Origin of the sequence: Nocardioides acrostichi (assembly GCF_015319165.1) — a bacterium.
Taxonomy (GTDB): domain Bacteria; phylum Actinomycetota; class Actinomycetes; order Propionibacteriales; family Nocardioidaceae; genus Nocardioides; species Nocardioides acrostichi.
In genome coordinates this window covers 82817-109073 of the sequence record NZ_JADIVZ010000011.1, presented here as the reverse complement: position 1 = coordinate 109073, position 26257 = coordinate 82817, and the positions used below count along the sequence as shown (strand labels likewise).

At 70.2% G+C, this 26257-nt stretch carries 24 protein-coding genes; 8 read left to right on the top strand and 16 right to left on the bottom strand.

Annotation, left to right across the window (positions count from 1 at the left end; all coding sequences use genetic code 11):
- Position 1: 1 nt before the first annotated feature.
- Both dusB and ISG29_RS17120 read right to left on the bottom strand, forming a co-directional pair.
- Entirely contained in the window at positions 2-1150 is a 1149-nt protein-coding gene (dusB, locus tag ISG29_RS17125) for a tRNA dihydrouridine synthase DusB (protein ID WP_407940236.1), read from the bottom strand.
- Between the two features lie 43 nt (positions 1151-1193).
- Positions 1194-1382 (bottom strand): hypothetical protein, encoded by a 189-nt coding sequence (locus ISG29_RS17120; protein WP_194504674.1) that lies wholly within the window; start codon positions 1380-1382, stop codon positions 1194-1196.
- 82 nt (positions 1383-1464) lie between these two features.
- On the opposite strand from ISG29_RS17120, the gene ISG29_RS17115 reads away from it, so the two are divergent.
- Positions 1465-2121 (top strand): inositol monophosphatase family protein, encoded by a 657-nt coding sequence (locus ISG29_RS17115; protein ID WP_207793276.1) that lies wholly within the window; start codon positions 1465-1467, stop codon positions 2119-2121.
- A gap of 80 nt (positions 2122-2201) precedes the next feature.
- Here ISG29_RS17115 and ISG29_RS17110 read toward each other — a convergent pair whose 3' ends face one another.
- From ISG29_RS17110 to ISG29_RS17095, 4 genes are read right to left on the bottom strand one after another with little or no spacing between them, the layout of a single operon-like run.
- Positions 2202-2993 carry a thioesterase family protein gene (locus ISG29_RS17110; RefSeq protein ID WP_194504673.1) on the bottom strand — a complete coding sequence of 264 codons (792 nt, stop codon included), beginning with the start codon at positions 2991-2993 and terminating at the stop codon, positions 2202-2204.
- Entirely contained in the window at positions 2990-3760 is a 771-nt protein-coding gene (locus ISG29_RS17105) for a hypothetical protein (RefSeq protein WP_194504672.1), read from the bottom strand. The genes ISG29_RS17110 and ISG29_RS17105 overlap by 4 nt, the downstream gene beginning before the upstream one ends.
- 52 nt (positions 3761-3812) lie before the next feature.
- Complete coding sequence (locus ISG29_RS17100; protein ID WP_194504671.1) at positions 3813-5210, bottom strand: glycine--tRNA ligase; 1398 nt, start codon at positions 5208-5210, stop codon at positions 3813-3815.
- 53 nt (positions 5211-5263) lie between these two features.
- Positions 5264-5584: an antibiotic biosynthesis monooxygenase family protein gene (locus ISG29_RS17095; protein WP_194504670.1), complete on the bottom strand. Its 321-nt coding sequence runs from the start codon at positions 5582-5584 to the stop codon at positions 5264-5266.
- A 60-nt stretch (positions 5585-5644) separates the two neighbouring features.
- On the opposite strand from ISG29_RS17095, the gene ISG29_RS17090 reads away from it, so the two are divergent.
- The 3 genes from ISG29_RS17090 to ISG29_RS17080 are packed head-to-tail and all read left to right on the top strand — an operon-like array spanning position 5645 to position 8501.
- Positions 5645-6658 (top strand): metal ABC transporter substrate-binding protein, encoded by a 1014-nt coding sequence (locus tag ISG29_RS17090; RefSeq protein ID WP_194504669.1) that lies wholly within the window; start codon positions 5645-5647, stop codon positions 6656-6658.
- On the top strand, positions 6655-7485 hold the full coding sequence (locus ISG29_RS17085; RefSeq protein WP_194504668.1) for a metal ABC transporter ATP-binding protein: 831 nt from the start codon (positions 6655-6657) through the stop codon (positions 7483-7485). Before ISG29_RS17090 ends, ISG29_RS17085 begins: the two co-directional genes overlap by 4 nt.
- Complete coding sequence (locus tag ISG29_RS17080; protein ID WP_194504667.1) at positions 7482-8501, top strand: metal ABC transporter permease; 1020 nt, start codon at positions 7482-7484, stop codon at positions 8499-8501. The genes ISG29_RS17085 and ISG29_RS17080 overlap by 4 nt, the downstream gene beginning before the upstream one ends.
- A gap of 33 nt (positions 8502-8534) precedes the next feature.
- Here ISG29_RS17080 and ISG29_RS17075 read toward each other — a convergent pair whose 3' ends face one another.
- Both ISG29_RS17075 and recO read right to left on the bottom strand, forming a co-directional pair.
- Entirely contained in the window at positions 8535-9314 is a 780-nt protein-coding gene (locus ISG29_RS17075; RefSeq protein WP_328829631.1) for an isoprenyl transferase, read from the bottom strand.
- A gap of 37 nt (positions 9315-9351) precedes the next feature.
- On the bottom strand, positions 9352-10080 hold the full coding sequence (gene recO / locus ISG29_RS17070) for a DNA repair protein RecO (protein WP_194504665.1): 729 nt from the start codon (positions 10078-10080) through the stop codon (positions 9352-9354).
- A 138-nt stretch (positions 10081-10218) separates the two neighbouring features.
- Between recO and ISG29_RS17065 the strand changes: the two genes are divergently transcribed.
- Entirely contained in the window at positions 10219-12993 is a 2775-nt protein-coding gene (locus tag ISG29_RS17065) for a PAS domain S-box protein (protein ID WP_194504664.1), read from the top strand.
- 24 nt (positions 12994-13017) lie between these two features.
- Here the strand turns inward: ISG29_RS17065 and leuA are convergent, their stop codons facing one another.
- The gene (gene leuA / locus ISG29_RS17060; protein WP_194504663.1) at positions 13018-14748 is read right to left on the bottom strand and encodes a 2-isopropylmalate synthase; all 1731 of its coding nucleotides are present in this window, start codon (positions 14746-14748) and stop codon (positions 13018-13020) included.
- A gap of 155 nt (positions 14749-14903) precedes the next feature.
- Between leuA and ISG29_RS17055 the strand changes: the two genes are divergently transcribed.
- Positions 14904-15395 (top strand): flavodoxin family protein, encoded by a 492-nt coding sequence (locus ISG29_RS17055; RefSeq protein ID WP_194504662.1) that lies wholly within the window; start codon positions 14904-14906, stop codon positions 15393-15395.
- Positions 15396-15484: 89 nt separating this feature from the next.
- Here ISG29_RS17055 and ISG29_RS17050 read toward each other — a convergent pair whose 3' ends face one another.
- Complete coding sequence (locus ISG29_RS17050) at positions 15485-17212, bottom strand: HNH endonuclease signature motif containing protein (RefSeq protein ID WP_194504661.1); 1728 nt, start codon at positions 17210-17212, stop codon at positions 15485-15487.
- A gap of 358 nt (positions 17213-17570) precedes the next feature.
- Here ISG29_RS17050 and ISG29_RS17045 point away from each other — a divergent pair, with 358 nt between their 5' ends.
- Positions 17571-18410, top strand: a complete 840-nt coding sequence (locus tag ISG29_RS17045; RefSeq protein WP_194504660.1) for a septum formation family protein — start codon at positions 17571-17573, stop codon at positions 18408-18410.
- Positions 18407-19264, top strand: a complete 858-nt coding sequence (locus ISG29_RS17040; protein ID WP_194504659.1) for a septum formation family protein — start codon at positions 18407-18409, stop codon at positions 19262-19264. The genes ISG29_RS17045 and ISG29_RS17040 overlap by 4 nt, the downstream gene beginning before the upstream one ends.
- A gap of 3 nt (positions 19265-19267) precedes the next feature.
- On the opposite strand, the gene era is transcribed toward ISG29_RS17040, so the two are convergent.
- The 6 genes from era to ISG29_RS17010 all read right to left on the bottom strand — a co-directional run bounded on the left by era (position 19268) and on the right by ISG29_RS17010 (position 26248).
- On the bottom strand, positions 19268-20233 hold the full coding sequence (gene era, locus ISG29_RS17035) for a GTPase Era (RefSeq protein WP_407940235.1): 966 nt from the start codon (positions 20231-20233) through the stop codon (positions 19268-19270).
- On the bottom strand, positions 20230-21039 hold the full coding sequence (locus ISG29_RS17030) for a siderophore-interacting protein (protein ID WP_194504658.1): 810 nt from the start codon (positions 21037-21039) through the stop codon (positions 20230-20232). The genes era and ISG29_RS17030 overlap by 4 nt, the downstream gene beginning before the upstream one ends.
- A complete protein-coding gene (locus tag ISG29_RS17025) occupies positions 21036-22316 on the bottom strand; it encodes a class I SAM-dependent methyltransferase (protein WP_194504657.1) in 1281 nt (426 codons plus the stop codon). Before ISG29_RS17025 ends, ISG29_RS17030 begins: the two co-directional genes overlap by 4 nt.
- Positions 22313-23665, bottom strand: coding sequence for an FAD-binding oxidoreductase (locus ISG29_RS17020; RefSeq protein ID WP_194504656.1), 1353 nt, complete (start codon positions 23663-23665; stop codon positions 22313-22315). Before ISG29_RS17020 ends, ISG29_RS17025 begins: the two co-directional genes overlap by 4 nt.
- A 115-nt stretch (positions 23666-23780) precedes the next feature.
- Entirely contained in the window at positions 23781-25463 is a 1683-nt protein-coding gene (locus ISG29_RS17015) for an APC family permease (protein ID WP_194504655.1), read from the bottom strand.
- A gap of 107 nt (positions 25464-25570) precedes the next feature.
- On the bottom strand, positions 25571-26248 hold the full coding sequence (locus tag ISG29_RS17010; protein WP_194504654.1) for a DUF6226 family protein: 678 nt from the start codon (positions 26246-26248) through the stop codon (positions 25571-25573).
- Positions 26249-26257 lie beyond the last annotated feature (9 nt).

Genomic DNA, 26257 nt, shown 5'->3' with positions numbered 1-26257 from the left:
GTCATCCGCCGGAGCCGGCCGCGGCGTCCTCCACGACGACGCAGCCTGCGCCGTCCACATCGTCGAGCCACCCCTCGGGCAACACGACCTTGGCGCGGGGAGCGCCCTGGCGGCCCCGGGGGGTGCCCAGCTCCGAGACCGGGAACGGCTCGATGGGGTCGAGATCGGCGAGCAGGTCGTCGAGCGCCGCGAGACTGTCGACCAAGCCCAGGCGACGACGCATCTCACCTCCGGCGGCGAAGCCCTTGAGGTACCACGACACGTGCTTGCGAAACTCCGTGCAGCCGCGCGCCTCGCCCATGTGCTGGCTGAGCAGCTCGGCGTGGCGACGCATCATCGCGGTGACCTCACCCAGCCGCGGCAACGTGGTGACCTGTTCTCCGGCGAACGCGGCAGCCAGGTCGCGGAACAGCCAGGGCCGGCCGAGACAGCCGCGGCCCACGACCACACCGGCCGCCCCGGTCTCCTCGACCATGCGCACGGCGTCGCCCGCCTCCCAGATGTCGCCGTTGCCGAGCACCGGGATGTCGACGGACGCCGCCAGCTCGCCGATCGCGTTCCAGTCGGCGTCGCCGGAGTAGGCCTGGGCGACGGTGCGCCCGTGCAGCGCGATCGCGGCGCATCCGGACTCCTGGGCGATGCGGCCGGCGTCGAGATAGGTGAGATGCGCCTCGTCGATGCCCTTGCGGGTCTTCATCGTGACCGGCACGTCGTACGCCGTCGCCGCGCGCACGGCGTGCTCGAGGATCTGGGCGAGGAGTCCGCGCTTCCACGGCAGTGCTCCCCCGCCGCCCTTGCGCGTGACCTTGGGCACCGGGCACCCGAAGTTGAGGTCGATGTGGGCCACGCCGTACTCGGCGCAGAGGATCTCGGCAGCCTTGCCGACGTAGACCGGGTCGGTGCCGTAGAGCTGCACCGAGCGCACCGTCTCGGCCTCGTCGAAGACCAACATGTCGCGGGTGTGCTGATCGCCCTCGACCAGACCGCGACTGGTGATCATCTCGCACACGTAGAGGCCTGCCCCGTGCTCGGCACAGAGCCGACGGTAGGCCGCGTTGGTGATGCCTGCCATGGGCGCCAGCACCACCGGCGACGCTACGTGCAGCGACCCCAGCGCCAGGCCGGGGTGGGGAGCGGTCGCTGCGGTCACGCCGTCCATTGTCGGGGGCGGGTCGAGATGGCCCAAACGCGCGCTACCGCGATCGTCGTGGCCGGCGCCAGCGGCGCCAGAACACCACGCCGAGCAAGAGGTCGGCTGCGAGGAACGTGATCGGGAAGACCGACGGCTCCTGCATGCTCAGGACGAGCGCGATCAGACCGAGGCCGACCGCAGCGTAGGCGAGGCGCAATCGGTAGACGTGGTCGTCGTCGTGGAACCTCACTCGACCACCCCACTACCGTTGACGTCCAGGTACTACCCCCGAGCGGGGCAGTGACCGTCCTGCACTCTGGCAGGCTGGTCGCGTGCCCGCCGGACTCTCCATCGACGCCGTGCTCGCGCTGATGCAAGAGGTCGCCGCCGAGGTCATCACGCCTCGGTTTGGCCGGCTCGACGAGGGCGAGGTGGCCTCGAAACGTCGCCCGGGCGACCTCGTGACCGTCGCCGACCGCGAGGCGGAGGTGCTGCTGACCCGGGCGCTGGGCGCCGCGTACCCCGGCGCGCTGGTGCTGGGCGAGGAGGCGGTGGCGGCCGACCCGTCGTTGCTCGTTCGGTTCGGCAGCGCGGAGCACGCCTTCACGGTCGACCCCGTCGACGGCACCCGGCACTTCGTCGCCGGCTCGCCCGACCACGCCGTGATGCTGGCGGAAGTGCGCTCCGGCGAGGTGGTGCGCAGCTGGGTCTGGCAGCCGCAGCACCGATGCGCCTACGTCGCCGAGCGCGGCGCCGGCGCCTTCTGCGGCGAGCGTCGGGTGCGTCGTCCTGGCAAGGCGAGACGGATGCCACGACTCACCGGCACCTGCTGCGGCGTCGACTACCCGCGCCTCGCGGAGGGCACCGCCGACCTGGCCGTGTACCTCAAGCAGAAGCCCTGGGACCACCTGCCCGGCCGGCTGCTGCTCACCGAGGCCGGCGGGTCGGTACGGCGGCGCGGCCCGCTACTGGTCGCCTCCGGCTCCTGAAAACTCGTGACGGGTCACCTGAAAACTCGTGGCAGGTCAGGTGAAAACTGGCGACGGGTCAGGTGAAAACTGGCGACGGGTCAGCGATGAACGGGGCGCACGGTGAGGAGTTGGCTGGAGGATCCGAGGTGCCCGGCGGTGTCGTGCAGCACGGTGTGGGTCAGGCCGAGGCCGGTGGGGCCGAAGGTGACATCGGTGTCGAAGCCGGCCCACTCCCCGACCGGCTCACGCACCAGGTGGGCGGTGAGGTCGACGTTCGGGAAGAGGATCTCACGCGGGTCGGCCCTCACCGTCATGCCGTTGGAGACGTCGAGGATGCCGAGACGGCGCGCCCACGGGCTGACCGGCTCCCCGGCGACGAGCGGGTGTGCCGTGCGGGCCCAGAACCGGCCGCGGCCCGGCGCCTCCTGGTCGCGGCGCAGCTCGATGGAGGCGATGAAGCCACCCGGCCAGACGGTGGTCGGATCCCACGGCTCGCACGAGTCGGGGCCCGAGAGGGCAGCCACCGGAGTGCCTGCGATGGCGGCGGTGTCGCCCGGCTGCATCAGCCAGACCCTCGCCCGCACCGCGGCGCGACCCGCCACGAGCACGCGGGCCTCGACCAGCTCGATGGTGCGGCCGGGGCGCAACACCTCGAGCTCGGTGCTCACCTCACCGACCGGCATGACCCCGAGGATGTCGCACGAGACACGCGCCGGCAGCAGGGCCGCCGCATCGTCAGGGCGGCGACGGTCGCGGTCGACCTCGACCAGGTGCGTGAGCAGTCCGAGCGCCGGCGCAATGTGCTGCTCGGCCTCGTCCCACGCGCCGCCGGTCAGCTCCGTGGCGACGAACCGGTCGTCGTCGAGCCGCTCGAAGTAGGGGGAGGTCACTGCCCCTTCTTCGAGCCCTTGCCCGAGCCCTTGCCCGAGCCCCTGCCCGAGCCCTTGCCGGAGCCCTTGCCGGAAGCCTTGCCGGAAGCCTTGCCCGAGTCGCGTTCGACGCCGAGGGCGAGCACCTTGCCGGTCCAGGTGATCGGGCTGTAGTCCTGGTCGGGGCGGAAGCTCGCGGCGACCAGCGTCCCGCCGTCGGGCACCAGGTAGACCAGGCAGCGCAGCACCTTGTCGCCCTGGGCGAACTTCTTCGGAAAAGCCGCCGAGCCGCAGGGCTTGAAGTCGCCCTTGAACGACGTGGACTCGACCAGCGTGTCGTCGCCGTCGACGACGTAGAGCGGCGGACGCAGCCCACCCAGGTCGGTGTCGCCGACGTTCTTGAACGTGGCCGTGACGAAGTACGGGGCCGACTTCTTGACCTGCGCCGACAGCTTCCAGCCGGCGAAGGACTCCTTGAACGAGGTCTTGCGCAGATCCTTGACCTCGATGTCGAGGACGCCCACCTTCTTCTGGTTGGGCCGGTAGGCGACCGTAGCGGTCTCGCCGAGCGCCAACTCCGAGCCCTGCTCGGTGAGGTCGATGCGGCTCGGCACCGGGAGCGCGGACGCCGACTCCGACGGGCTCTCGCTGGCCGAGGGCGACGTCGAGGCCGAAGCGTCGGTGCCGGGCTCGTCGCCGCCGCCCGAGCAGCCGGCCAGAGTCAGGCTCAGCGCCAGCGCGCCGCCCGTGATGACGGCCCCGACCCGGCCACGGCTCTGCCCGCTCATGTGCACGCCCATCTCGTTCCTCCCGCTCACCGGCCCACCCGTGGGGCGCCCCTCACGCGCCGAGCAGCCGCTGGGCGAAGTAGCCCGGCACCTGGTCGAGCGCGATCCGCTCCTGGCGCATGGTGTCACGCTCGCGGACGGTCACGGCGTCATCCTCGAGGGTGTCGAAGTCGACGGTGACGCAGTACGGCGTGCCGATCTCGTCCTGGCGACGGTAGCGTTTGCCGATCGCGCCGGCGTCGTCGAAGTCGACGTACCAGTGCTTGCGCAGCTCCGAAGCGAGCGCCTTCGCCTTGGGCGAGAGGTCGGCATTGCGCGAGAGCGGCAGCACCGCGACCTTCACCGGGGCCAGACGAGGGTCGAGTCGCAGCACGGTGCGCTTGTCGACGCCGCCCTTGGTGTTGGGGGCTTCGTCCTCGTGGAAGGCGTCGACGAGGAACGTCATCAGTGAGCGCGAGAGCCCGGCTGCCGGCTCGATGACGTAGGGCTTATAGCGCTCGTTCGCGGCCTGGTCGTAGTAGGAGAGATCCTTGCCGGAGGCCTTGGCGTGCGTGGAGAGGTCGTAGTCGGTGCGGTTCGCGATGCCCTCGAGCTCTCCCCATTCCGAGCCGGCGAAGTTGAAGCGGTACTCGATGTCGACGGTGCGCTTGGAGTAGTGCGACAGCTTCTCGGCCGCGTGCTCGTAGTGGCGCAGGTTGGCGGGGTCGATGCCGAGGTCGACGTACCAGGCGGTGCGGGTGTCGATCCAGTACTGGTGCCACTCCTCGTCCTCACCGGGCTGGACGAAGAACTCCATCTCCATCTGCTCGAACTCGCGGGTGCGGAAGATGAAGTTGCCCGGCGTGATCTCGTTGCGGAACGACTTGCCGATCTGCGCGATGCCGAAGGGCGGCTTCATGCGCTGGCTGGTGACGACGTTGGCGAAGTTGAGGAAGATGCCCTGCGCGGTCTCGGGGCGCAGGTAGTGCAGTCCGGACTCGTCCTCGACGACGCCGAGGTAGGTCTTGAGCAGGCCCGAGAACTGGCGCGGCTCGGTCCAGGCGCCGCGCGTCCCGCAGTGGGGGCACGCGAGGGTGGCGAGGTCGACGGAGTCGGGGTCGTCGAGGCCCTTCTTCTCCGCGTAGCCCTCCTGGAGGTGGTCGGCGCGGAAGCGCTTGTGGCACGACTGGCATTCGGTCAAGGGGTCGCTGAACGTGGCGACGTGGCCGCTGGCGACCCAGGTCTCACGCGGCAGGATGATCGAGGAGTCCAGGCCCACGACGTCGTCGCGCTGCTGCACCATGGCCTTCCACCACTGGCGCTTGATGTTCTCCTTCAGCTCCACCCCGAGCGGGCCGTAGTCCCACGCCGACTTCGTGCCCCCGTAGATCTCGCCGCACGGGTAGACGAAACCTCGGCGCTTGGCGAGGGAGACGACGTTGTCGACGGCGGACGGAAGGGGCTTGGCCACTGCTGATCACTGCTCTCTACTGGAGGACGCCGGCTGGCTGCCGACGCGAGGGATCAGCCTAACGAGCGCGCGACCGCGGTGTTGAGGTCGGTACCGGGCTCGGCGACCTCGTAGGCACTCGGCTCGTCGAGAGCGCGTCCGAGCAGCGGCACGGCGTGCATCTTGACGTCGTAGGAGGACAGGGCGCGGCGGTAGGCGCCGACGTGCTCCCACCGGGTCGTGAGCGTCCACAGCTCGGGGTCGTCGACGTTGCGGCCCACGATTCCCGCGAGGAAGCCCGGCCGTGCCGCCAATGCCTCACGCGCGCGCTCGATCGCCAGACGGAACGCCTGCGACTCGACCTCGGGCACCCGGAACCGCGTCACGACCAGCATGGGACGAGCCTACGACCGCCCGAGTTGAAAATGATTCTCAGATAGGTGAGAATCATTCTCATGAGGTCGCTCCCAACCCGCCCAGCCCGTCGGCCGCGCATCGCCGTCATCCTTGCCATGGCGATCGTGGCCGCCGCCGGTCTCTCCGGCTGCTCGGCCTTCTCCGAGACCAGCACCAGCGCCGACGGCAAGGTCGACGTGGCCGCCGCGTTCTACCCCCTGGAGTTCGTGACGCAGCGGGTCGGGGGCGACCTCGTCGACGTGACCGACCTGACCCAGCCCGGGCAGGAGCCGCACGACCTCGAGCTCTCCGTGGCCGAGACCGCCGCGATCTCCGAGGCCGACCTCGTGGTCTACGAGAGCGTCCTGCAACCGAACGTGGGTGACGCCGTCGACCAGAACGCCACCGGCACCGACCTCGATGTCGCCGACGTCGTGCACCTCAAGCCCTTCGTGCCCGGTGAGGCGCACGACGAGGAGACCCACCCCGAGGGCGACGACGACACCAGCACCGACACCAGCACCGACGAGCACGACCACGACCACGACCACGGGGAGCTCGACCCCCACTTCTGGCAGAACCCGTTGCTGCTGGCGAAGGTGGCCGAGGCCGTCGCGGCTGACCTGGCGAAGATCGACCCCGATCACGCCTCCACCTACCAGGCCAATGCCGACAAGCTCGTCGACGAGCTCCAGCAGGTCAACCAGGAGTTCACCCAGGGGCTCTCGCAGTGCGAGCGGAGCACGATCGTGGTCTCCCACGATGCCTTCGGCTACCTCGAGCGCTACGGCCTGACCGTGGAGGGCATCGCCGGCCTCTCCCCCGACGCCGAGCCCACCCCGGCCGACCTCGGACGCCTCCAGAAGCTGATCGAGAGCGACGGCATCACCACCGTGTTCAGCGAGACCCTGGCACCGCCGGCACTCTCCGAGACCCTGGCCAAGGACGCCGGCGTCACGACCGCCGTGCTCGACCCGATCGAGGGTCTCACCGACGCCACCGCCGACGAGGACTACCTTTCACTGATGCGCGAGAACCTGGCTGCCCTGGAGAAGGCGAACGGCTGCTCATGAGCCAGCCCCCGGTCCTGCTGCGCGACGGCGCCGTCGCCGTCGGCGGCCGCCCGATCCTGCGACACATCGACCTGCGCGTCGACGCCGGGGAGTTCGTCGCCCTGATGGGGGCCAACGGTTCCGGCAAGTCGACGCTGGTGCGCGCGCTGGTGGGCATCCGACCACTCACCGCGGGCCGGCTCCAGCTCTTCGGCACCGACCTCGGCCGCTTCCACGACTGGTCGCGCATCGGGTTCGTACCGCAGCGGGGCGGCGCCGGGTCCGGCGTCCCGGCGTCGGTGTGGGAGGTCGTCGCCTCAGGGCGGCTCACCCGCCGTCGGCTGCTGCGACCGATGAGTCGTCACGACCGCACCGTGGTGGCCGACGCCCTCGAGGTGGTCGGCCTGGCCGACCGCGCTCGCGACGGCGTCTCGAACCTCTCCGGCGGTCAGCAGCAGCGGGTGCTCATCGCCCGGGCGCTGGCCGGTGAGCCCGAGCTCTTCTTCCTCGACGAGCCGACCGCCGGGGTCGACCTGCCGAACCAGGATGCGCTGGCCGGCGCGTTGGATGTGCTCAAGCAGCGCGGGGCGACCATCGTGCTGGTCGCCCACGAGCTCGGCCCGCTGGCGCCGCTGGTCGACCGTTCGGTGGTGATGCGCAGCGGCCGGATCGCCTACGACGGCGCCCCGCTGGGCGACCAGGCGGTACACGACCCGCTGTTCGGCGGCATGCTCGACGGCATGCACAGCCATCACCACGTCGACCACATGCACCGCAGCCCCCACGACGTGACACCGCCGATGAACGCGCCCCTGGACCGCCAGCCCCACGAGGAAGGGCACCGATGACCGCCGCGGAGCTGTTCGCGCTGCCCTTCATGCAACGCGCCCTCATCGCCGCCGTGTTCACCGGACTCGCAGCCCCCGTGGTCGGCACCTACCTCGTGCAGCGGCGGCTCTCCCTGCTCGGCGACGGCCTCGGCCACGTCGCGGTCACAGGCGTCGCGCTCGGCCTGCTGACCGGCACCTCGCCGACGTGGACGGCGGTGGTCGTCGCCCTGATCGGCGCCGTGCTCGTCGAGGTGATCCGCGAACGCGGGCACACCAACGGCGACGTGGCGCTCGCGCTGCTCTTCTACGGCGGCCTCGCGGGCGGTGTCCTCGTCACCGGGCTGGGCGGCCAGAGCGCCTCGACGCTCCAGTCCTACCTCTTCGGCTCCATCACCACGATCTCGGTCTCCGACGTGGTGGCCACGATGGTGCTCGCCGCCGTGGTCGTGCTCCTCGGCCTCGGGCTCTCACCGCAGCTGTTCGCGGTCGCCCAGGACCACGAGTACGCCCGCGTGGCCGGTCTCAACGTGCGCTTCTACAACATGCTGGTCGCGGTGCTGGCTGCCGTGAGCGTGACCGTCGCGATGCGCACCGTGGGCCTGTTGCTGGTCTCGGCGCTGATGGTGGTGCCGGTGGCGACCTCCCAGCAGGTGGCGCGATCGTTTCGCGTCACGCTGGCTGCCGCGATGGGGCTCGGGCTGTTCGCCTCCGTGGGCGGGCTGGTGGTCTCGGCGTTCGCGTCGTTCCATGCGCGGGTGGCACCCGGGCCCTCGATCGTGCTGCTGGCTCTGGCCTGCTACGTCGTCACGTGGCCGATGGGCGCCTGGCTGCGACGCCGAGCGAGGCTGCGAGCACCGTTCGCCGACCACGTTCCCGACTCCGCCGACCCCGACGAGCACGACATCAGCGAGCAGCACACGCACGACCACGGCCCCGACTGCGGCCACGTGGCCGTGCCGCACGGTGACCACGTCGACTATCTGCACGACGGCCACCGGCACGCCCCGCACGGCCGGCACTATGACGAGCACTGAGCCCCGGGTCGGGTCGGGTCGGGTCGGGTCGGGTCAGGAAGGGTTGGGCAGCGCTCCCCCGAAACGGCGATCCCGCTCGGCGAAGATCTCGATGGCCCGCCACAGCGCCAGCCGGTCGACGTCGGGCCAGAGGATGTCGGTGAACACCATCTCGGCGTAGGCCGCCTGCCACAGCATGAAGTTCGAGAGCCGTTGCTCGCCCGAGGTGCGCCAGATCAGGTCGGGCTCGGGCACGTCGGGCAGGTAGAGGTGGCGCGCGAAGGTCCGCTCGTTGACCTTCTCGGGGTTGAGCCGGCCGGCGGCGACCTCGCGCGCGATGCTGCGGGCGGCGTCCGCGAGCTCGGCGCGGCCACCGTAGTTGACGCACATCGTCAGCGTCAGCACGTCGTTGTCTCGGGTCATCTCCTCCGCTACCCGCAGTTCCTTGATGACCGATCTCCACAACCGGGGCGCCCGCCCCGCCCAGCGCACCCGCACGCCCAACTCGTGCATCTCGTCACGGCGACGCCGGATCACGTCGCGGTTGAACCCCATGAGGAAGCGCACCTCGTCGGGGCTGCGCGACCAGTTCTCGGTCGAGAAGGCGTAGGCCGAGATCGCCTTCACACCGATCTCGATCGCGCCCTCGACGACATCGAAGAGGGAGTGCTCGCCCGCTTCGTGCCCCTTCGTGCGGGGCAGACCACGCTCCTTGGCCCACCTCCCGTTGCCGTCCATCACGATCGCCACGTGCTGCGGCACGAGCTCGCGCGGGACGACGGGCGGCCGCGCCCCGGTCGGGTGCGGTGTGGGGGGTCGGACAGCGCGCTTCACGCCGCGCAGCCTACGACTCGGCGAACGCCGGCTCGCATCAGCGCTCGACGTAGGCCAGGGAGCGGAGTCCACGCTCGATGTGCCAGTTGAGGTAGGCCGACACCAGGCCGCTCGCCTCGCGAGAGGTGCGAGCATCGGCCCGTTCGACGACGTCCCAGTCCCCTGCGAGCAGCGCGCCGAGCAGGACGAGGGTCTCGGGCGCCGGGCTCGCCGAACCGGGCAGCCGGCACGTGCTGCACAACGCTCCGCCCATGGCCACGTTGAACCAGCGGTGCGGCCCCGCGAGACCACAGTGAGCGCACGCCTCGAAGCTGGGCGCGTACCCGGCCACCGCGAGCGAGCGCAACAGGTAGGAGTCGAGCACACCGGTGGGGCCGTGCACGCCCCGGCACATCGCCCGCAGGCCGCCGACCAGCAGCAGGAACTGCTGGGTGGCCGGCTCCCTCTCCTCGACCGCGAGCCGTTCAGCCGCCTCGAGCATCGCCGTCCCGGCGGTGTAGCGCTCGTAGTCGTGGCCGACGCCGTTCGCGAACGGCGTGATCGTCTCCGCCTGGGTGATGGTGTCGAGACTGCGACCCTCGGCGAGCTGGAGGTCGACGTGCGTGAACGGCTCGAGCCGGGATCCCCACCGCGACGTGGTGCGCCGCACGCCGCGAGCGACGGCGCGCACCCGACCGTGCTGGCGGGTGAGCAGCGTGATGATGCGGTCGGCCTCCCCCAGCTTGTGGGTGCGCAGCACGATCGCCTCGTCGCGGTACAAAGGCACGCCTCCATTGTGCCGTGCGCGGCCTGCTGCGGCTCCTAGGCACGCGGAACGCGAGAAACGCGCAAGATCACCGCAAGGTTCGACCCACAATCCACAAACCGGCATCGTGCGGCACCGAGGTCGGCGAGGATGAGCGCCATGACCGTCTCCGGTCATCGGTTTCTCTCCTTGCCGATGACATCGCTGCTGCTGGGTGTCGTCTACCTGGCGGGCACCACGTCGGTCATGTTGCGCCCGGCCGGCAACCCGGTCGCCGTCTGGTGGCCCGCCGCCGGGGTCGCAGTCGCCCTCGTGGTCTACACCCGACCTGGTCGTGCGCCGCTGGCACTGGCCTTCGTCAGCGTCCTGGTCGTGACCGCGCTGGCGAACATGACCGCCGGCCGCGACGCGGCTTCGGCCTTCGGGTTCGGGCTGGGCAATGCCGGGGAGGCCGTCGTCGCCGGGCTGATCATCCGCGCCGGATCGCCGGGGCGACCTCCCAGGATGCGCACGCTGGCCGACTTCCTCAGGCTGCTCGTGGCGGCGGTGGCAGGTGGCCTGGTCATCAGCGCGATCGTCGGCCTCGTGGTCGCGATGTCCGGCATGGGAGGGGGGTGGGAGGCGGCCCGAGACGTCCTCCCCTCGCACGCCGCGGCCGTCGTCGTCATCGTGGCGCTGACCATGAGCCGCTCTGGGAACCGGTGGCTGGGCTCCAGCCTCGAGCTCGGCGTCCAGGGCACGCTGGGCGCGGTCATCACGCTGCTCGTCTTCGGCCCGGACCAAGAGCTCTCGCTGACCTTCGTCCCGCTGCTGTTCTTGGCCTGGGCGGGTGTGCGTTTCGACGTGCGCGTCACCGCGGTGGAGATGTTCGGCCTGGCTGTCGTCTCCACCACCCTCACGCGCCTCGGCTGGGGCCCGTTCAACGGGGTGGCGCAGGGGCAGCCCATCTCGGCCTCGACCGCAGCGACCCTCAACCAGGCCTACCTGGTGGGGGCGGCGCTGCTCGGACTCTCCCTCGCGCTCATCTGGGCCTCCCACGGTCGCCTCCTGGACCGGGTCGCGGCGGCGGAGGTGTTGTTCCGGCGGAGCTTCACGGACTCGCTCCTCGGGCAGCTCCTGCTGCGACGCGACGGCGAGGAGCTCGTCGTCGCCGAGTTCAACGCCCGGGCCGCCGTCCTGCTGGGGCGCGACCACGACAGCCTCCTCGGCGCGAGTCTGCGCTCCTTGGTCGAGGTCGGCGGCCATACCCTCCCCGAGGAGACGTCGAGCGCCCACGACCAGACCTGGCGGGCCCAGGTCGAAGTGAGTGCTCGCGTGGACTCCCGCGTCGAGATGGCGCTCAGCCGGCTCCAGGACGACGCCGGCGAGGGCCCCATGTGGTCGGCTCAACTGCTCGATGTCAGCGCGGAGCACCACGCGCTGCAACAGCTGCGCACCGCCCAGGACCTCACGGCCGCGACCCTCGACACGACCGCGGCCATCATCTTGCTCGCGGACCTCGACGGCCGGATCGTGCGCGTCAACGCCGCCACGACGCAGACCACCGGGTTCTCCGCCCAGGATCTGGTGGGCCGACTGGTCTGGGAGACCACGCTCTCGCCCGGAGATGCCGAAGAGATCGAGGCAATGATGCTGTGGCCCAACCGCTCGGGCACCCCCCTGGCCCGGGAGCGGGACGCGATCACCAAGGACGGCAAGCGCCGGCGCGTCTCGTGGTCGAACAACATGGTGCGCGACGAGCTCGGACACCCCACCTACATGGTGATCACCGGAATCGACGTGACGACCGAGCGCGCCAGCGCCGGGCTGGTCAGCCACCTCATGCAGGCGGCCATCACCACCGCCATCGTCGGCGCCGACGAGAACGGCCGGATCACGGTGGCCAACCACGGGGCGGCCCGGATGCTCGGATGCGATCGGGCCGACCTGGTCGGTGCCCGGTTCGTCGACCAGCTCGACCGGGAGCAGCTGATCGAGCGCCTCGGCACCGCCGACCCCGCGACGGCGTTCTCCGCCATCGTCGAGCGTGCCCGCGTGAACGAGGCTGCGGTTCACGATTGGCGATGGGTGTCGTCGAGCGGAACCAGCAGGATCGTCTCGATGACGGTCAGTGCCCTCGAGGGCGCGACCTCCCACGTCGGCATCCTCATCGTCGCGCGCGACGTCACCGAGCAGCGCCGCGGCCAGGAGATGCTCATGGCGGCCCTGGAGAAGGAGCGCACGGCCGTGGAGCGCCTGAAGGCCCTCGACCAGGCCAAGAACGAGTTCGTCTCGACCGTCTCCCACGAGCTGCGAACGCCGGTGACCAGCATCGTCGGCTACACCGAGATGCTCAGCGACGGCAGCATCGTCGACCCACTGCCCGAGCAGCAGGTCATGTTCGACACGATCGCGCGCAACGGCCAGCGCCTCATCACGCTGTGCAACGACCTGCTCATGCTGGCGGGCCTGGACTCGGGCTCCGTCACGTGGAAGGCGGAGGACGTCGACCTCGGTGACGTCCTGAAGCTGGTCGAGGAATGGGCCACCCCGTTGGTCGCGGGTCGCTCACTCGACGTCCGATTCGAGCACCCGACGCGGCCACTGGTCGTCGTCGGCGACGGCGCGCAGATCGAGCGCGTGCTGAGCAACCTGGTGGCGAACGCAGTCAAGTGCACCGAGCACGGCTACGTGCGCGTCGACACCACGGTCGACGACGACCACGCCGTCATCCGCGTGAGTGACTCGGGCATGGGCATCCCCCTCGACGAGCAGGACCACGTGTTCCAGCGCTTCTTCCGCACCTCGAACGCGGAGAAGAAGGCCGTCCAGGGCACCGGCCTCGGACTGGCGATCGTGGCCTCGATCGTCGAGGCCCACGGCGGCACCGTGGCCCTCCAGTCGGAGGTCGACCACGGCGCCACCTTCACGGTGAGCCTGCCCCTCAAGCGCTGATCGCGTGATGCGATCCCCCGGGGCTCAGGCCCGGGGCGCCCGGTTGACCGCGCTGATCACTGCCTTGAGAGAGGCGGTCACGATGTTGGGGTCGACGCCGACGCCCCACAGCACCTGTCCGTCGACGGCGCACTCGACGTACGCAGCGGCGTAGGCGTCGCCACCCGCCGAGAGGGCGTGCTCGGCGTAGTCGAGCACCCGGACGTCGTCGAAGCCGACGCCGCTGATGGCGTCGACGAACGCAGAGAGCGGACCGTTGCCCTCACCGTGGAGACTGCGGATCTCGCCGTCGACATAGACGTTCACGTCGAGGGCGTCCTTCGCGCCGGCCGCCGAGGAGGTGTGCACGGAGTTGAGCTTCAACGGCGCCTCACGGTCGAGGTACTCGGCGCGGAAGGTCTGCCAGATCGCCTCGGGCGACATCTCACCGCCCTCGGTGTCGGTGTGCTGCTGGATGACCCGGCTGAACTCGATCTGCGCGCGCCGGGGCAGGTCGAGCTTGTGCTCGGCCTTCAGCACGTAGGCCACCCCTCCCTTGCCCGACTGGCTGTTGACTCGGATCACGGCCTCGTAGCTGCGACCGACGTCCTTGGGGTCGATGGGCAGGTAGGGCACACCCCACGCGTGGTCATCGACGTGGACGCCGGCAGCGGCGGCGTCTCGCTCGAGCGCCTCGAAGCCCTTCTTGATGGCGTCTTGGTGGGAACCCGAGAAGGCCGTGTAGACGAGATCGCCGCCGTAGGGGTGTCGCTCGTGCACGGGCAGCTGGTTGCAGTACTCGACCGTGCGTCGCACCTCGTCGATGTCGCTGAAGTCGATCTGCGGGTCGATGCCCTGCGTGAACAAGTTGAGACCGAGGGTGACCAGGCAGACGTTGCCGGTGCGCTCGCCGTTGCCGAAGAGGCAGCCCTCGATGCGGTCGGCGCCCGCCAGGTAGCCCAGCTCGGCGGCCGCGACCGCCGTGCCGCGGTCGTTGTGCGGGTGCAGTGAGAGCACGACGTGCTCGCGGTGGTTCAGGTGCCGGCCCATCCACTCGATGGAGTCGGCATACACGTTCGGCGTGGCCATCTCGACGGTGGCGGGCAGATTGATGATGACCGGCTTCTCGGCGGTGGGCTCGAAGACGTCGAGCACGGAGTTGCACACGCGCACGGCGAACTCGAGTTCGGTGCCGGTGTAGGACTCCGGGGAGTACTCGTAGAAGACGTTCGTCTCGGGAATGCGCTCCTCGAACTTGCGGCACAGCCTCGCGCCCTGCACGGCGATGTCCTCGATGCCGTCCATGTCGAGGCCGAACACCACGCGCCGCTGCAGCGTGCTGGTCGAGTTGTAGAGGTGCACGATCGCCTGCTTCGCGCCGCGCAGGGACTCGTACGTGCGCTCGATGAGCTCCTCGCGCGCCTGGGTCAGCACCTGGATCACGACGTCGTCGGGGATCAGGTGGTCCTCGATGAGCATGCGTACGAAATCGAAGTCGGTCTGGCTCGCGCTCGGGAAGCCGACCTCGATCTCCTTGTAGCCCATCTTCACCAGGAGCTGGAACATCTCCTTCTTGCGGGCCGGGCTCATCGGGTCGATGAGCGCCTGGTTGCCGTCGCGCAGGTCGACGGCGCACCACCGCGGCGCCTGCGTCATCGACTGGCTCGGCCACGTGCGATCGGTCAGCTGCACCGGGATGAACGGCACGTACCGCCCGTAGGGCATGCCGCTGGGCTGCTGGGGATTGCTCGCGTGGTTCGCGTTGGTGATGGTCATGATTCCTCGCTTGGGATGTGGGGCCTGAGGCCGGCGCACACGATCACTCCGCAGCGAGGGGGTCCGGCGGTGGCTCAGACCTCGCTGCGGCAGCGAAGGAGGAGGCTGTACAACATGACTGCGTCACCATAGCCCACGCTCGGTACGGTCGTGTCATGTCGTCCCGACTGGTGGTCGTGCACCACTCCCCGACCGCCACCGTGCGCACTCTGACCGATGCGGTGATCGCAGGAGCGAACGACGACGCGATCACCGGCGTCGAGGTCGTCGTCCGCGAGGCGCTGGAGGCGTCGGCGGACGACGTGCTCACCGCCGACGGGGTGCTGCTCGGCACGACGGCGAACTTCGGTTACATGAGCGGCGCCCTCAAGCACTTCTTCGACACCATCTTCCTCGAGGCCGGCGGCGCGTTGAGCGACGACGGCTCGGCATCCGGCGCGGGCGGCGGCTCGAAGGTGCCGTGGGGACTCTGGGTGCACGGCCGCTACGACACCACCGGCGCCGTGCGCTCGGTGGAATCGATCGTGCAGGCGCTGCCCTGGCGGCAGGCCGCCGAGGTGCTCTCGGTCGTGGGCGACGTCGGGGACGACGAGACCTCAGCCGCCTACGAGCTCGGCGGCACGCTCGCAGCTCTGGTGAGCGACTGAGCCACATCCTCGGGCCCGGGGTCGACCGTTGGCCGAGCCGCGAGTCGGCCCGCAGCGCCGGCAGCGTGCTCGTCCACCGGCGTGGTGGGTCAGGTGAGGTGTTCGGTGCCGTCGGGGTCGACGAGGAAGTGCCGGCCGTGGGGGCTGGTCCAGAGGTAGAGCCCGGGGCGGATGCGTCGGTAGCGCCAGCGCTTCTCGGACCGGCCTGGCTGATGACTCGGACTCGGATGCGTCTTGGCGCGGTGGTGGGTGCGGCACAGCGGGGCGAGCGTGTCGGTGCCGGTCTGGCCGGGTGGGCCGCCCTGGGATCGTGGGACGTATTCGTCGATGTGGTCGAGGTCGGCGCGCATCGCTGACCTGGTGCAGAAGGGGAAGGTGCAGGTCTGGCGTTGCTCACGGACTCGGTAGGCGATGCGGTCGGGGATCTCGTAGGCATCCACCGCGACCGTGTCGGCCAGATCGACGACCGGCTTCACGATGACTTTCGTGTCGGGGTTGCCGGCCCAGGTCGCGACCTGGGCGGCGGTCACCGTGGCGCGGTGTGCACCGGTGGCGGTGGACACGCGGGCCAGGTGGAGGCCCAGGGCACCGGTCGCGGGGTCGATGCCAGGTGTGCCGGTGCCAGTGATGGCCTCGCTGGAGAGGTGCACGTGGAGGACGAGTTGGCGGGCGGGCACGCTTGCGGGGACCGTGGTGGGGAGCGTGGTGGGTTGGGGTGGTTTCGACACGCCTTCGCCTTCGGCATCCGGCGGCTCAACCACCAGCGAGCCCGGTGGTTGAGCCGTGAGGCCGTCCACGGCCGAGCGCGTCGAAACCACCACCGAGGCTGGTGGTTGAGCCGTAAGGCCGTCCACCACCGGCGGGCCCGGTGGTTGAGCCGTGAGGCCGTCCACGGCCGAGCGCGTCGAAACCACCGGTGGGCCTGGTGGTTGAGCCGTGAGGCCGTCCACGGCCGAGCGCGTCGAAACCACACCACCGGTGACCTCGCCAGCGAGGTCGAGCATGGTCTGGTTCCGGGCGAGTTGGCCCAGGGCGGCGGCGCGGCGTTCGCCGAGGTCCAGCGGTGAGCCGAGCGCGGACTGCTCCGCGGCGAGGTGGCGGAGGGCGTGGTCGAGGTCTTCGGCATCGGCACGGTCCAGGAGCCCGTCGAGGCGGACGAGGCCGTCGAACGCACACACCGCACCCTGGATAGTCGATCGGCCGGACTGGTCGAGCTCGATCGTCACGTGCTTGGCGGCGTGGGCGTCGGCGACGTCGGCCTCGGCTGTTTCGGGTTCGTAGCGGGCGATCGCGTCCGCGACGAGACCGTCCAGGGCCCGCAGGCCGGTCTTGTGTGCGATGGGTGCGATCATCCGGTCTACAAAGGCGGCAGCCTCGGCACCGACCTTCATCGTCTCTTCGGCGATGCGGCGTACCCGCCAGGGTGCGACGCGCCCGGAGGTCATGGCCTCCCAGAGCAGTGGGAGGCGGAACCGGGTCTCCATCACCGCCCCCACGAACGCCCGACCCGACGCATCGGAGCGACCCAGTGCGGTGGCGAGCTCGATGACCGCGAACTGAGCCACCAGCGGCGCGCCCGGGCCACCGGCCCCGATGAGCCGATCACCACCCTCGACCTCATAAACCGCCAGCAACTCATCGGTCACCACCCCCAACGGACCACCGGCGACACAGTCCGGCACATGACCCTCCGCGTGCGCGGCACACCACTCCGCGGCCGCCTCCCACAGCCGCACCTCGGCGGCCTGGGCTTCGCGTTGCGCCGACACCGCACATGCCAGCAGCCCTGAGGGCTGGGGTGCGGAAGCCGGCGTCATGACCCGATTCTAATCGAACACCTGTTCTATCGGAAGGTCTGGCGGTGAACTGTGGAGAAGATGTTGCCTTGCCCGTTACGGGGTTTCGACGCGCTCGTCGCTGGCGCTCCTCACGGCTCAACCACCGGTGCGTCAGCGCCGTGCGGGGTGTCGACGCGCTCAACCACCGGTGCGTCAGCGTCGTGCGGGGTTTCGACGCGCTCGTCGCTAGCGCTCCTCACGGCTCAACCACCGGACGACGCGCTCGTCGCTGACGCTCCTCACGGCTCAACCACCGATGACGAATCTCGGGTACCTCTGCGGTGGCGGGTACGATCCTCGACGGCCCTCAGCCCCGCCTTGTCCCAGGGAGTCGTCCGTGTCGCACGCAGCGCCCACCCACGCGCGCGGTCGCTCGATCGTGGCGCGAGCCGCGGCGGCATTCGCGGTGCTCCTGGTCGTGGCGGGGTGTTCGACCGACGACGCCGAGTCCGACGATCCTTCGGAGAGGACCTCGCGCGCAGCGGTCGAGGCCGCGCCCGAGGTCGGCTCCTGCCGAGACCTCGACGCCGACGCGGTCGCGCAGCCGAGCAACGACAGCGCATCGATCGACTGCGCCGAGCAGCACACGGCCGAGACGATCGCGGTCGAGGCGTTCCCGGCGCTCTTCGACGACGCCGCGTACGACGATGCGAGGCTGGGCGAGCATGTGTTCCCGGTGTGCTCCAAGGCGTTCCAAAAGCACCTGCGCGCCGACGACTCGGCCGTGATGCGCACCGTGCTGTCGTGGGCGTGGTTCCGGCCAGACGAGCAGGCCTGGGACGACGGGGCGCGCTGGTTCCGCTGCGACCTCATCGGCGGCAACGACGCGCTCACCGACTACCTGCCGCTACCCGAGAAGACCAAAAAGCTGCTCGAGGGGCGTCCACCCGACGAGTGGATGGTGTGTGCCGACGGCAAGTCGATGTCGTCGACCAAGGTCGTCTGCTCCCAACCCCACACCTGGCGTGCTGTCACGACCATCAAGGTCGGCGAGGAGAAGGATCCCTACCCCGGTGACCGCATCGTCGAGGTCACCAGCCGCGACTACTGCTCCGACTCCGTGGGCGCGTGGCTCGGGTATCCCGACTCCTACGACTTCGGCTACACCTACTTCAAGCAGAGCGAGTGGGACGTCGGCGTCCGGCGCTCGGTCTGCTGGGCGAGGACGCACCAGTGAGCCGGCTGCGCACACCTCTGGCCGTACTCGCCGCCGGGACCGCCCTGCTCCTGGCCGGGTGCTCGGGCGAGGAGAGCCCGAGCCCCGAGACGGCCGGCTCGAGCGCCCCGACCTCGTCCGCGGCCAGCGCCACACCGACGAAGCCGGCGGCGGCGAAGTCCGCACCCACCCCTGCCAAGGGTGCCTGCTACCGGCTCAGCTACGACCAGGCCCTCGCGCCCACGGCGACCAGGAAGCCCACCCCCTGCAGCACGCGCGACACCACCACCTTCACCTTCGAGGTCGGGCAGCTCAGCACCAACGTCGGCGGTCACCTGCTGGCCGTCGACTCCGCCCGCGTGCGCAACCAGCCGGCCACCACCTGCCCGGCGGCACTGAGTCGGTTCGTCGGCGGTGGCACCGACGCCCTGAGGCTCAGCGTGTTGCGCAGCGTGTGGTTCACGCCGACCGTCGAGCAGTCCGACGCCGGGGCCTCGTGGTTCCGCTGCGATCTGGTCGCGCTGGCCGAGCAGGGCGAGCTCGCCCCGCTGGTCGGACGCCTGCGCGGCGTCCTCGCCACCCCCGAGGGTCGTACCCGGTACGGCCTCTGCTCCCCTGCCGAGCCCGGCACGACGGGCTACCTGCGCATCCCCTGCTCGCAGAAGCACTCCTGGCGAGCGATCCAGGTCGTCGACATCGCGGGCGACTCCTACCCCGGCGAGGACACCGTGCGCGCCGCCGGGCAGAGTCAGTGCGAGAACGCCGGCCGCGACGCGGCGTCCGACCCGCTCGACTTCACGTGGGGATACGAGTGGCCCACCAAGGAGCAGTGGGCCGACGGCCAGGACTACGGGCTGTGCTGGGCGCCCGACTGATCCTCAGAAGCCCAGCTTGCGCAGTTGGCGCGGGTCACGCTGCCAGTCCTTCGCGACCTTGACCCGCAGGTCGAGGTGCACCGGGGTACCGAGCAGGGTCTGGATCTGCTGACGCGCCGCCGTGCCGACCTGGCGCAGCCGGGCACCCTTGCGGCCGATGACGATGCCCTTCTGGGAGTCCCGCTCCACGAAGAGGATGGCGTGCACGTCGAGCAGGGGCTTGTCGGCCGGACGGTCCTCGCGCAGCTCCATCTCCTCGACGAGGACGGCGATCGAATGCGGCAGCTCGTCGCGGACGCCGTCGAGCGCGGCCTCGCGGATCAGCTCGGCTACCAACACCTCCTCCGGCGAGTCCGTCAGCTCCCCCTCGGGGTAGAGAGGCGGCCCGGGCGGCATCAGCGGCACGAGCAGGTCGGCGAGCAGTCCGACCTGGTCACCCGCGGTCGCCGACACGGGCACGATCTCGGCCCACTCGATGTCGAGGTCGGTCCCGAGCGCCGAGATCGCCATCAGGTGCTCACCGATTCGTTCGGGGCCCGCCAGGTCGGTCTTGGTCGCCACGGCGACCTTCACGGTGTGCTTGAGCTTGGCGACCTCAGCGGCGATGAACCGGTCGCCGGGCCCGATCTTCTCGTCGGCCGGGAAGCACACGGCCACGACGTCGACCTCGCCCCAGGTCGCGGCGACGAGGTCGTTGAGCCGCTCGCCGAGCAGCGTGCGCGGCCGGTGCACGCCGGGAGTGTCGACCAGCACGAGTTGGGCATCGGAACGGTGCACGATGCCGCGGACGACGGTGCGCGTGGTCTGCGGCTTGTCGCTGGTGATCGCGACCTTGGTGCCGACGAGGGCGTTGGTGAGCGTCGACTTGCCGGCGTTGGGCCTGCCGACGAACGACACGAAGCCGCTGCGGTGGTCGGCATCGACATCGGTCGCGAAGACCGGAGGCGCCGGGGGTGGCAGATCGCTCACTGTTGTTGCTCCTGCTGGTCGCGGGCCGCGTCGTAGTCGGCCCAGATCTCTTCGTCGCTCTTGCCGGCGGCCTTGCCCGCCGCGTAGATGGGGCCGGGGTCGACGGCGCGGGGCTGGCGCTTGGCGCCCCCGCGCCAGTAGCCCATCACGTCGTAGTGCGTCGAAGGCAGCCGACGCTCGCGCATCAGGTGCTTGCGGATCGACCGCATCTGCGAGGACTCCCCCGCCATCCAGAAGTAGCCCGTGCCCTCGGGCCAGGTCAGGTCGCCCACCACATCGGCCAGTGACGACAACCCGTCGCCGGGTTGGGCGAGCCAGGTGACCTGTGCGTGCGTGGGCAGGTAGGCGGCCATCTGCTCGGCGTCGGGCACCTCGGCCCAGATCGAGACGGGCACCGTGCTCGCCTCGGCGATGCGAGCCATCGCAGGCATGGCGGTGAGGTCGCCGACGAGCATCAGCCAGCCGGCGTCGGCGGGGGCTCCGAAGGATCCCTTGGGATCGGTGACCACGACCTCCTGCCCGATCGGTGAGTGCTCGCCGTCCAGTTGGGCCCACTCGGTGACCAGGCCCTCGTCGTGGACGACGACGTCGAGGGTGAGCTCGCGGGCCGCGGCGTCCCAGCGGCGCACCGTGTAGTACCGGCTCTGGAACTGGCCGGGGACGACCAGTCCGACCCACTCATCGCACACGCCCGTGGACCCGAACCAGCCGAGGCCGGGGCCACCGAGGACGAGCCGGAGCAGGTGGTCGCTCAGCCGCTCGCGGCGCAGGACCGTAGCGGTGTGCTGGGTGGGGCGGTTGCTCACGGACGCCAGTGTGGCCGCAATTCGAAGCCGTCGACACCGTCCTCGGTGCGTGTCGCGAGCACCTGATGGAGCTGGATCTCGTTGCGCTCGAAACCCAACCGGCTCCCGGCCATGTACAGACCCCAGACCCGAGCCGTGCCGACGCCGACCTCGGCGACGCACTCGTCCCAGTTCGCCACCAGGTTGCGGCACCAGTCGCGCAGGGTCATGGCGTAGTGCCGGCGCAGGTTCTCCTCGTGCATGACCTCGAGGCCGGCGTCTTGTGCCGCCGCGATGATGGTGCCGGAGCCGGTGAGCTCGCCGTCAGGGAAGACGTAGCGGTCGATGAACTGGCCGGTCGAGGTGACCTCGTTGTGGTGCCGGGTGATGCAGTGGTTGAGCAGCCTCCCCTGCGGACGCAGGTGGTCGTGCAGCCAGCCGAAGTACTCGGGGTACTGCTTGACGCCGATGTGCTCGGTGAGTCCGATCGAGGAGATGGCATCGAAGTCGCTCTCGAGCACGTCTCGATAGTCACTGTGGCGCACCTCGGCGCGGTCGCCCAGGCCGTCGGCGTCGATGGCCTCCTTGGCCCACGCCGCCTGTTCGCGACTGAGCGTGACGCCGAGCGCCTGCACGCCGTAGTGCTTCGCCGCGTGCCGGACCATGCCGCCCCACCCGCAACCGATGTCGAGCAGCCGCTGACCGGGCTGGAGGCCGAGCTTGCGGCACACCAGGTCGAACTTCTCCTCCTGAGCCTCCTCGAGCGACGCCTCCCCGGTCGGGTAGACCGCGCAGGTGTAGGCCATCGACGGACCCAGCACGAGCTCGTAGAAGCGGTTCGACACGTCGTAGTGGTGGTGGATCGCCTCGGCGTCGCGGGTCAGCGAGTGCCGCACGCCCTCGAGGGTGCGCCGCCAACGCGGGAGCGCCTCCTGCGGTGGCGGTGCGGGCAACAGGTTGGTGAGGCCGACCGACGACGCGAGGCCGCGCAGCAGCGACACGGCCTCCAGCGGCGAGGGCGCACGAAACCGGAGGTGGTTCTGGAGCAGCCGCATGGCCTCGTAGGGATCGCCCTCGTGCACGCCGTGCACGACCAGGTCGCCGGAGACGTAGGCGCGGGCCATGCCGAGGTCGCCGGGTGCGGTGAGGAGGTAGGCCAGACCGCGTTCGTTCTTCAACTCGAGTCGGATGTCGGCGTCGTCGGGGCCGGCGACGGAACCGTCGAAGGCCTCGAGTCGCACGGGCAGGCCGTCGCGCAGGAGCGAGGCGATCGCCTCGCCGATGGCCAGTGTGCTCATTGGTCTCGCACCGCCTTGTCGTAGAGAGAGGTGAGTCGGTCGTCGGGGTCGAACTCGGCCTTGACGGCGGCCAGGTGGGCGCCGTCGTAGAGCCGGTCGAAGGTGTCGCGGTCGTAGAAGGCCTCGGAGTACAGCGACTTGTGCCCGCCCAGGGCGTGCACCTGCTCCTCGATGGCCCGATTGGTGGGGCCCCGTGGCGCCTCGGGGCCGACGTGCACCGTGCCCCAGAAGCCGATGTTCACGTAGACCTCGCCGGAGGCGAGCGGGTAGGTCGGCCAATCGCGCTGCGCGACCAGCGGGCACAGCCACACCGGGCGCATGCCCACGTGCTCGTCGAACCAGTCGAGGAACGCGGCGGTCTGCTCGACCGGCACCTCGACGTCCTGCACCACCCGCTCGCGCTGCGGGCGTCCGGCCCGTCGGTCCAGACGGTCGACGATGCCGAAGCGTGAGTCGAGCCCGACCAACCGGTGGTAGACGTCGGAGCGTCGCCACCGCCGCGGCCACACCTGCCGCACCAGGGGGTTCTGGACGCCGAACGCCCCCGAGCACCAGAACCAGTCGGTGTCCCAGCGCCAGAGGTAGTCGTTCATGCTCAACGTGTCGGTCTCACGCTGCTGGATCGAGCGGTAGTAGACGCCCTGCCCGGTGTAGTCCGAGGGCGACTCCGTGACCTGGTCGGTCCAGGTCGCCAGGGTCAGGTAGTACTCTCCGGGCGCGAACGCCACACCGTCGAGGCCGTCGACCACCCGGCCCTCGTAGCTGCCGGACTCGGTGATCGCCGCGATCTGCTTGGCCAGGAGGCCGGCGTCGTCGAAGCGCACGTGGCGCAGGGAGACGAACCCCGGCACGCGTTCGAGTTCGATGCGCAGCCGGGTGGCGTAGCCGAGCGAGCCGTAGGAGTTCGGGAAGGTGTCGAACAACGCCTCTCCCGGCCGCGTGGTGACGACCTCGCCGGCGCCGGTGAAGACGTCCATGTCGAGCACCGACTCGTGGGGCAGACCGTTGCGGAAGCTGGTGGACTCGATGCCCAACCCGGTGACCGCCCCGCCGAGGGTGATGGTGCGCAATTGCGGGACGACCTTCGGGATGAGCCCGTGCGGCAGGGTCGCGGCGACGAGATCCTCATACGTGCACATGCCCTGCACCTGGGCGGTGCCGGCCTCGGAGTCGACCTCGAGCACGCCCGCCAGACCGGAGACGTCGAGCCCGGTACGAGCGGCGTCCGCCCGCGGCCGGAAGAGGTTCGAGGTCCGCTTGGCGAGCCGCACCGGTGCCCCTGCGGGGATCGCGGCGTAGGAGGCTCGCAGACGCTCGACGGCATCGTCGTGTAAAGCCCAGGTGGTCACTCTCGTCAAGTTACTCCTGTCGCCTCCGTCACGTCGTCGGCGGCACCCCCGAGCCCCGGGATGCCACCGGCACCCGGCGACGTCGTCGGCGTCGACGGCGCCGACGACGCGCGGATCAGTGTCCCGAGCCGAGCTCGGCGTCCTCGACCGCGGCCTCGGAGACCACGTCGTCGATGTAGCCGCGCGCCTGCTCGTCCGGCAGCCGCAGGAAGTAGGCCATCACGTACACGCCCGCCGAGACGAGGCCCAGCAGCAGGATCGACGACACGAACCCGAGGTCCACCCGGTTGCCCGTGCTGGGCTCGGGGTAGTTGCCGAAGTACGAGACCAGCGTGAGGCCCACCAGCCAGGGCAGCACCCAGGAGCCGGCCTTGAAGTCCAGCCGCTGACCCTTGAGGCCGCCCGTCAGGGCGAACACGCCGAGCAGCGCGAAGCCGATCAGCACGGCCACCATGAGCTTCCAGACGACGGTCCAGCCGCTCCAGTAGACGATGAGGTTGGATCCCCAGAAGGCGAGGAACGGGATGACGTGTCCGCCGGGGAGGCGGAAGGGTCGCTCGGCATCGGGCATCTGACGCCGCAGCGCGACCTGCACGAGCGGGCCGGAGGCGAAGGACAGCACCGTCGCCGAGGTGATGAACCCCACCAGTTGCTGCCAACTCGGGAACGGCAGGAAGGCGACGAGGCCCACCACGAACGCGACACCGAGACCGAGCATCGGCACGCCCTTGGCGTTGGTCTTGGCCAAGGTCTTCGGGGCATTCCCGTTGCGGGCCATGGCATAGGTGATGCGGCTGGTGACGGTGGTGTAGATGAGGCCGGTGTCTCCGGGCGAGATGATGGCGTCGATGTAGAGCAACACCGCCAGCCAGCCGAGACCCAGCGCGGTCGCGACGGCGGCCAAAGGACCGAAGTCGTTGGCGAAGTTGAGCTTGCCCCACTCACCCGACTTGGCGAGCACGGACGGGTCGAGCGAGCCGATGAACGCGATCTGGAGCAGGATGTAGAGCACCGCGGTGATCAGCACCGACCCCACCACGGCGATGGGCACGTTGCGCTTGGGGTTGTCGGTCTCGCCGGCCAGCTCGATCCCCTGCCGGAAGCCGAGGAACGAGAACACGATGCCGCTGGTCGCGACGGCGGTGAACACGCCGTGCCAGCCGTAGGGGCGGAAACCCTCGTCGGTGAAGTTCTGCCCGTGGAACGCGGTGAGGAGGAAGGCCCCGATGACCAGCACGATCATGAAGATCTTCCAGCCGACCAGCACGTTGTTGATACGGGCGAACCAGCGCACGCCGAAGTAGTTGATGACGACGAACACGCCCATCAAGACCACGGCCGCGCCGTAGCCCAGGGCCGTGAGCGTGTGCACCGTCTCGCCGTTGACCGTGTGCTCCTCGGTGAAGGGCGCGTACTTGGTGCCGTACTGGAGTGCCGCCGCCACCTCGATCGGTGCCGTGGTGGCCACGGCGATCCAGGTGATCCAGCCGCCGGTGAACGAAGCGAAGTTGCCGAACGACATGTGCGGGAACCGCACGACGCCACCACTGAGCGGGTACATCGTGCCGAGCTCGGCGTAGACCAGGGCGAGGAAGAGGATGAGGACGCCGCCCAGCGCCCACGAGATGACCGCCGCGGGCCCGGCCTCGCGGGAGGCGTTGAGGGCGCCGAACAGCCATCCCGACCCGATGATGGAGCCGACGCTGGCGAAGAGGAGCCCGACGATGCCGACGTGACGCTTGAGCTCGTGGCCCTCGTCGCCGGCGGCCGCGGAGGGACGTGTGGTTGTCGTGGCCATCCCAGGATCGTTGACCCAGACCACCGGTTCAGTCCACTCACCCCGACGGGCGAAACACGAAACCGCCGAAGATTCTCAGGCTTTATCTCGGTTTTTCTCAGAAATCTTCAGGGATTCACAGCCCAAGGACGGCTACGCACGATCCGGTCGTAGTCGGTCGAGACCGGGCGGCCGCTCAGGACCGCTGCGGCGTCGGCGCTCGAGGTCTCGAAGTCGGGGTGGCGCGGCTGGCCGCGGGTCCAGCCGAACCCGGTCTCCTGCCGGGGGCGGCATACGGCCCGGGCCCCACCGTGGACGAGCACGACCACGTCGCCGAGCACGACGTCGACGAACGCGTCGTCGATCATCTCCGCCAGCGACGCCGAGCCCCAGTCGCACGCGTCGCACTGGCAGTCGGTCTCCAGGTAGCCCTCGGCCGGATCCCCCAGACCGAGCTCCACGCAGGTGGCCAGGCCGTCGATCGCCTCGATGCCGCGCACCAGGAGAGGCTCACAACCGGGCCGGGTCGGCCTCAGCCAGGACGCGGCGTCGACGTGGATGCCCGGCCGCTGCCGGAGCGACGCGGGGTCGGCGTCCGCACGCACGGCCAGCCCGAGTTCGACCAATGTGGCCGACCACGCCGCGGCCCGTGCGCCGGCGTAGCGCCACTTGGCGGGGTCGGACACGACCGAGTAAGCCGCGTCCGGGACATCTCGGTCGGGCCACGGGTCTGGCCAGGGCGGGGTGTCCGCGCCCGTGACGACGAACGCGGCGTCGACGGCGGCCAGCAGGTGGTCTCGTTCCATGCGGGCCTC

Coding starts and splice junctions, on each gene's coding strand:
- ISG29_RS17105 (WP_194504672.1), bottom strand. CDS start 3,760: ATGAGCGGGCAGAGCCGTGGCCGGGTCGGGGCCGTCATCACGGGCGGC.
- ISG29_RS17095 (WP_194504670.1), bottom strand. CDS start 5,584: ATGCTGGTCGTGACGCGGTTCCGGGTGCCCGAGGTCGAGTCGCAGGCG.
- ISG29_RS17090 (WP_194504669.1), top strand. CDS start 5,645: ATGAGGTCGCTCCCAACCCGCCCAGCCCGTCGGCCGCGCATCGCCGTC.
- ISG29_RS17085 (WP_194504668.1), top strand. CDS start 6,655: ATGAGCCAGCCCCCGGTCCTGCTGCGCGACGGCGCCGTCGCCGTCGGC.
- ISG29_RS17080 (WP_194504667.1), top strand. CDS start 7,482: ATGACCGCCGCGGAGCTGTTCGCGCTGCCCTTCATGCAACGCGCCCTC.
- ISG29_RS17065 (WP_194504664.1), top strand. CDS start 10,219: ATGACCGTCTCCGGTCATCGGTTTCTCTCCTTGCCGATGACATCGCTG.
- leuA (WP_194504663.1), bottom strand. CDS start 14,748: ATGACCATCACCAACGCGAACCACGCGAGCAATCCCCAGCAGCCCAGC.
- ISG29_RS17055 (WP_194504662.1), top strand. CDS start 14,904: ATGTCGTCCCGACTGGTGGTCGTGCACCACTCCCCGACCGCCACCGTG.
- ISG29_RS17050 (WP_194504661.1), bottom strand. CDS start 17,212: ATGACGCCGGCTTCCGCACCCCAGCCCTCAGGGCTGCTGGCATGTGCG.
- ISG29_RS17025 (WP_194504657.1), bottom strand. CDS start 22,316: ATGAGCACACTGGCCATCGGCGAGGCGATCGCCTCGCTCCTGCGCGAC.
- ISG29_RS17015 (WP_194504655.1), bottom strand. CDS start 25,463: ATGGCCACGACAACCACACGTCCCTCCGCGGCCGCCGGCGACGAGGGC.
- ISG29_RS17010 (WP_194504654.1), bottom strand. CDS start 26,248: ATGGAACGAGACCACCTGCTGGCCGCCGTCGACGCCGCGTTCGTCGTC.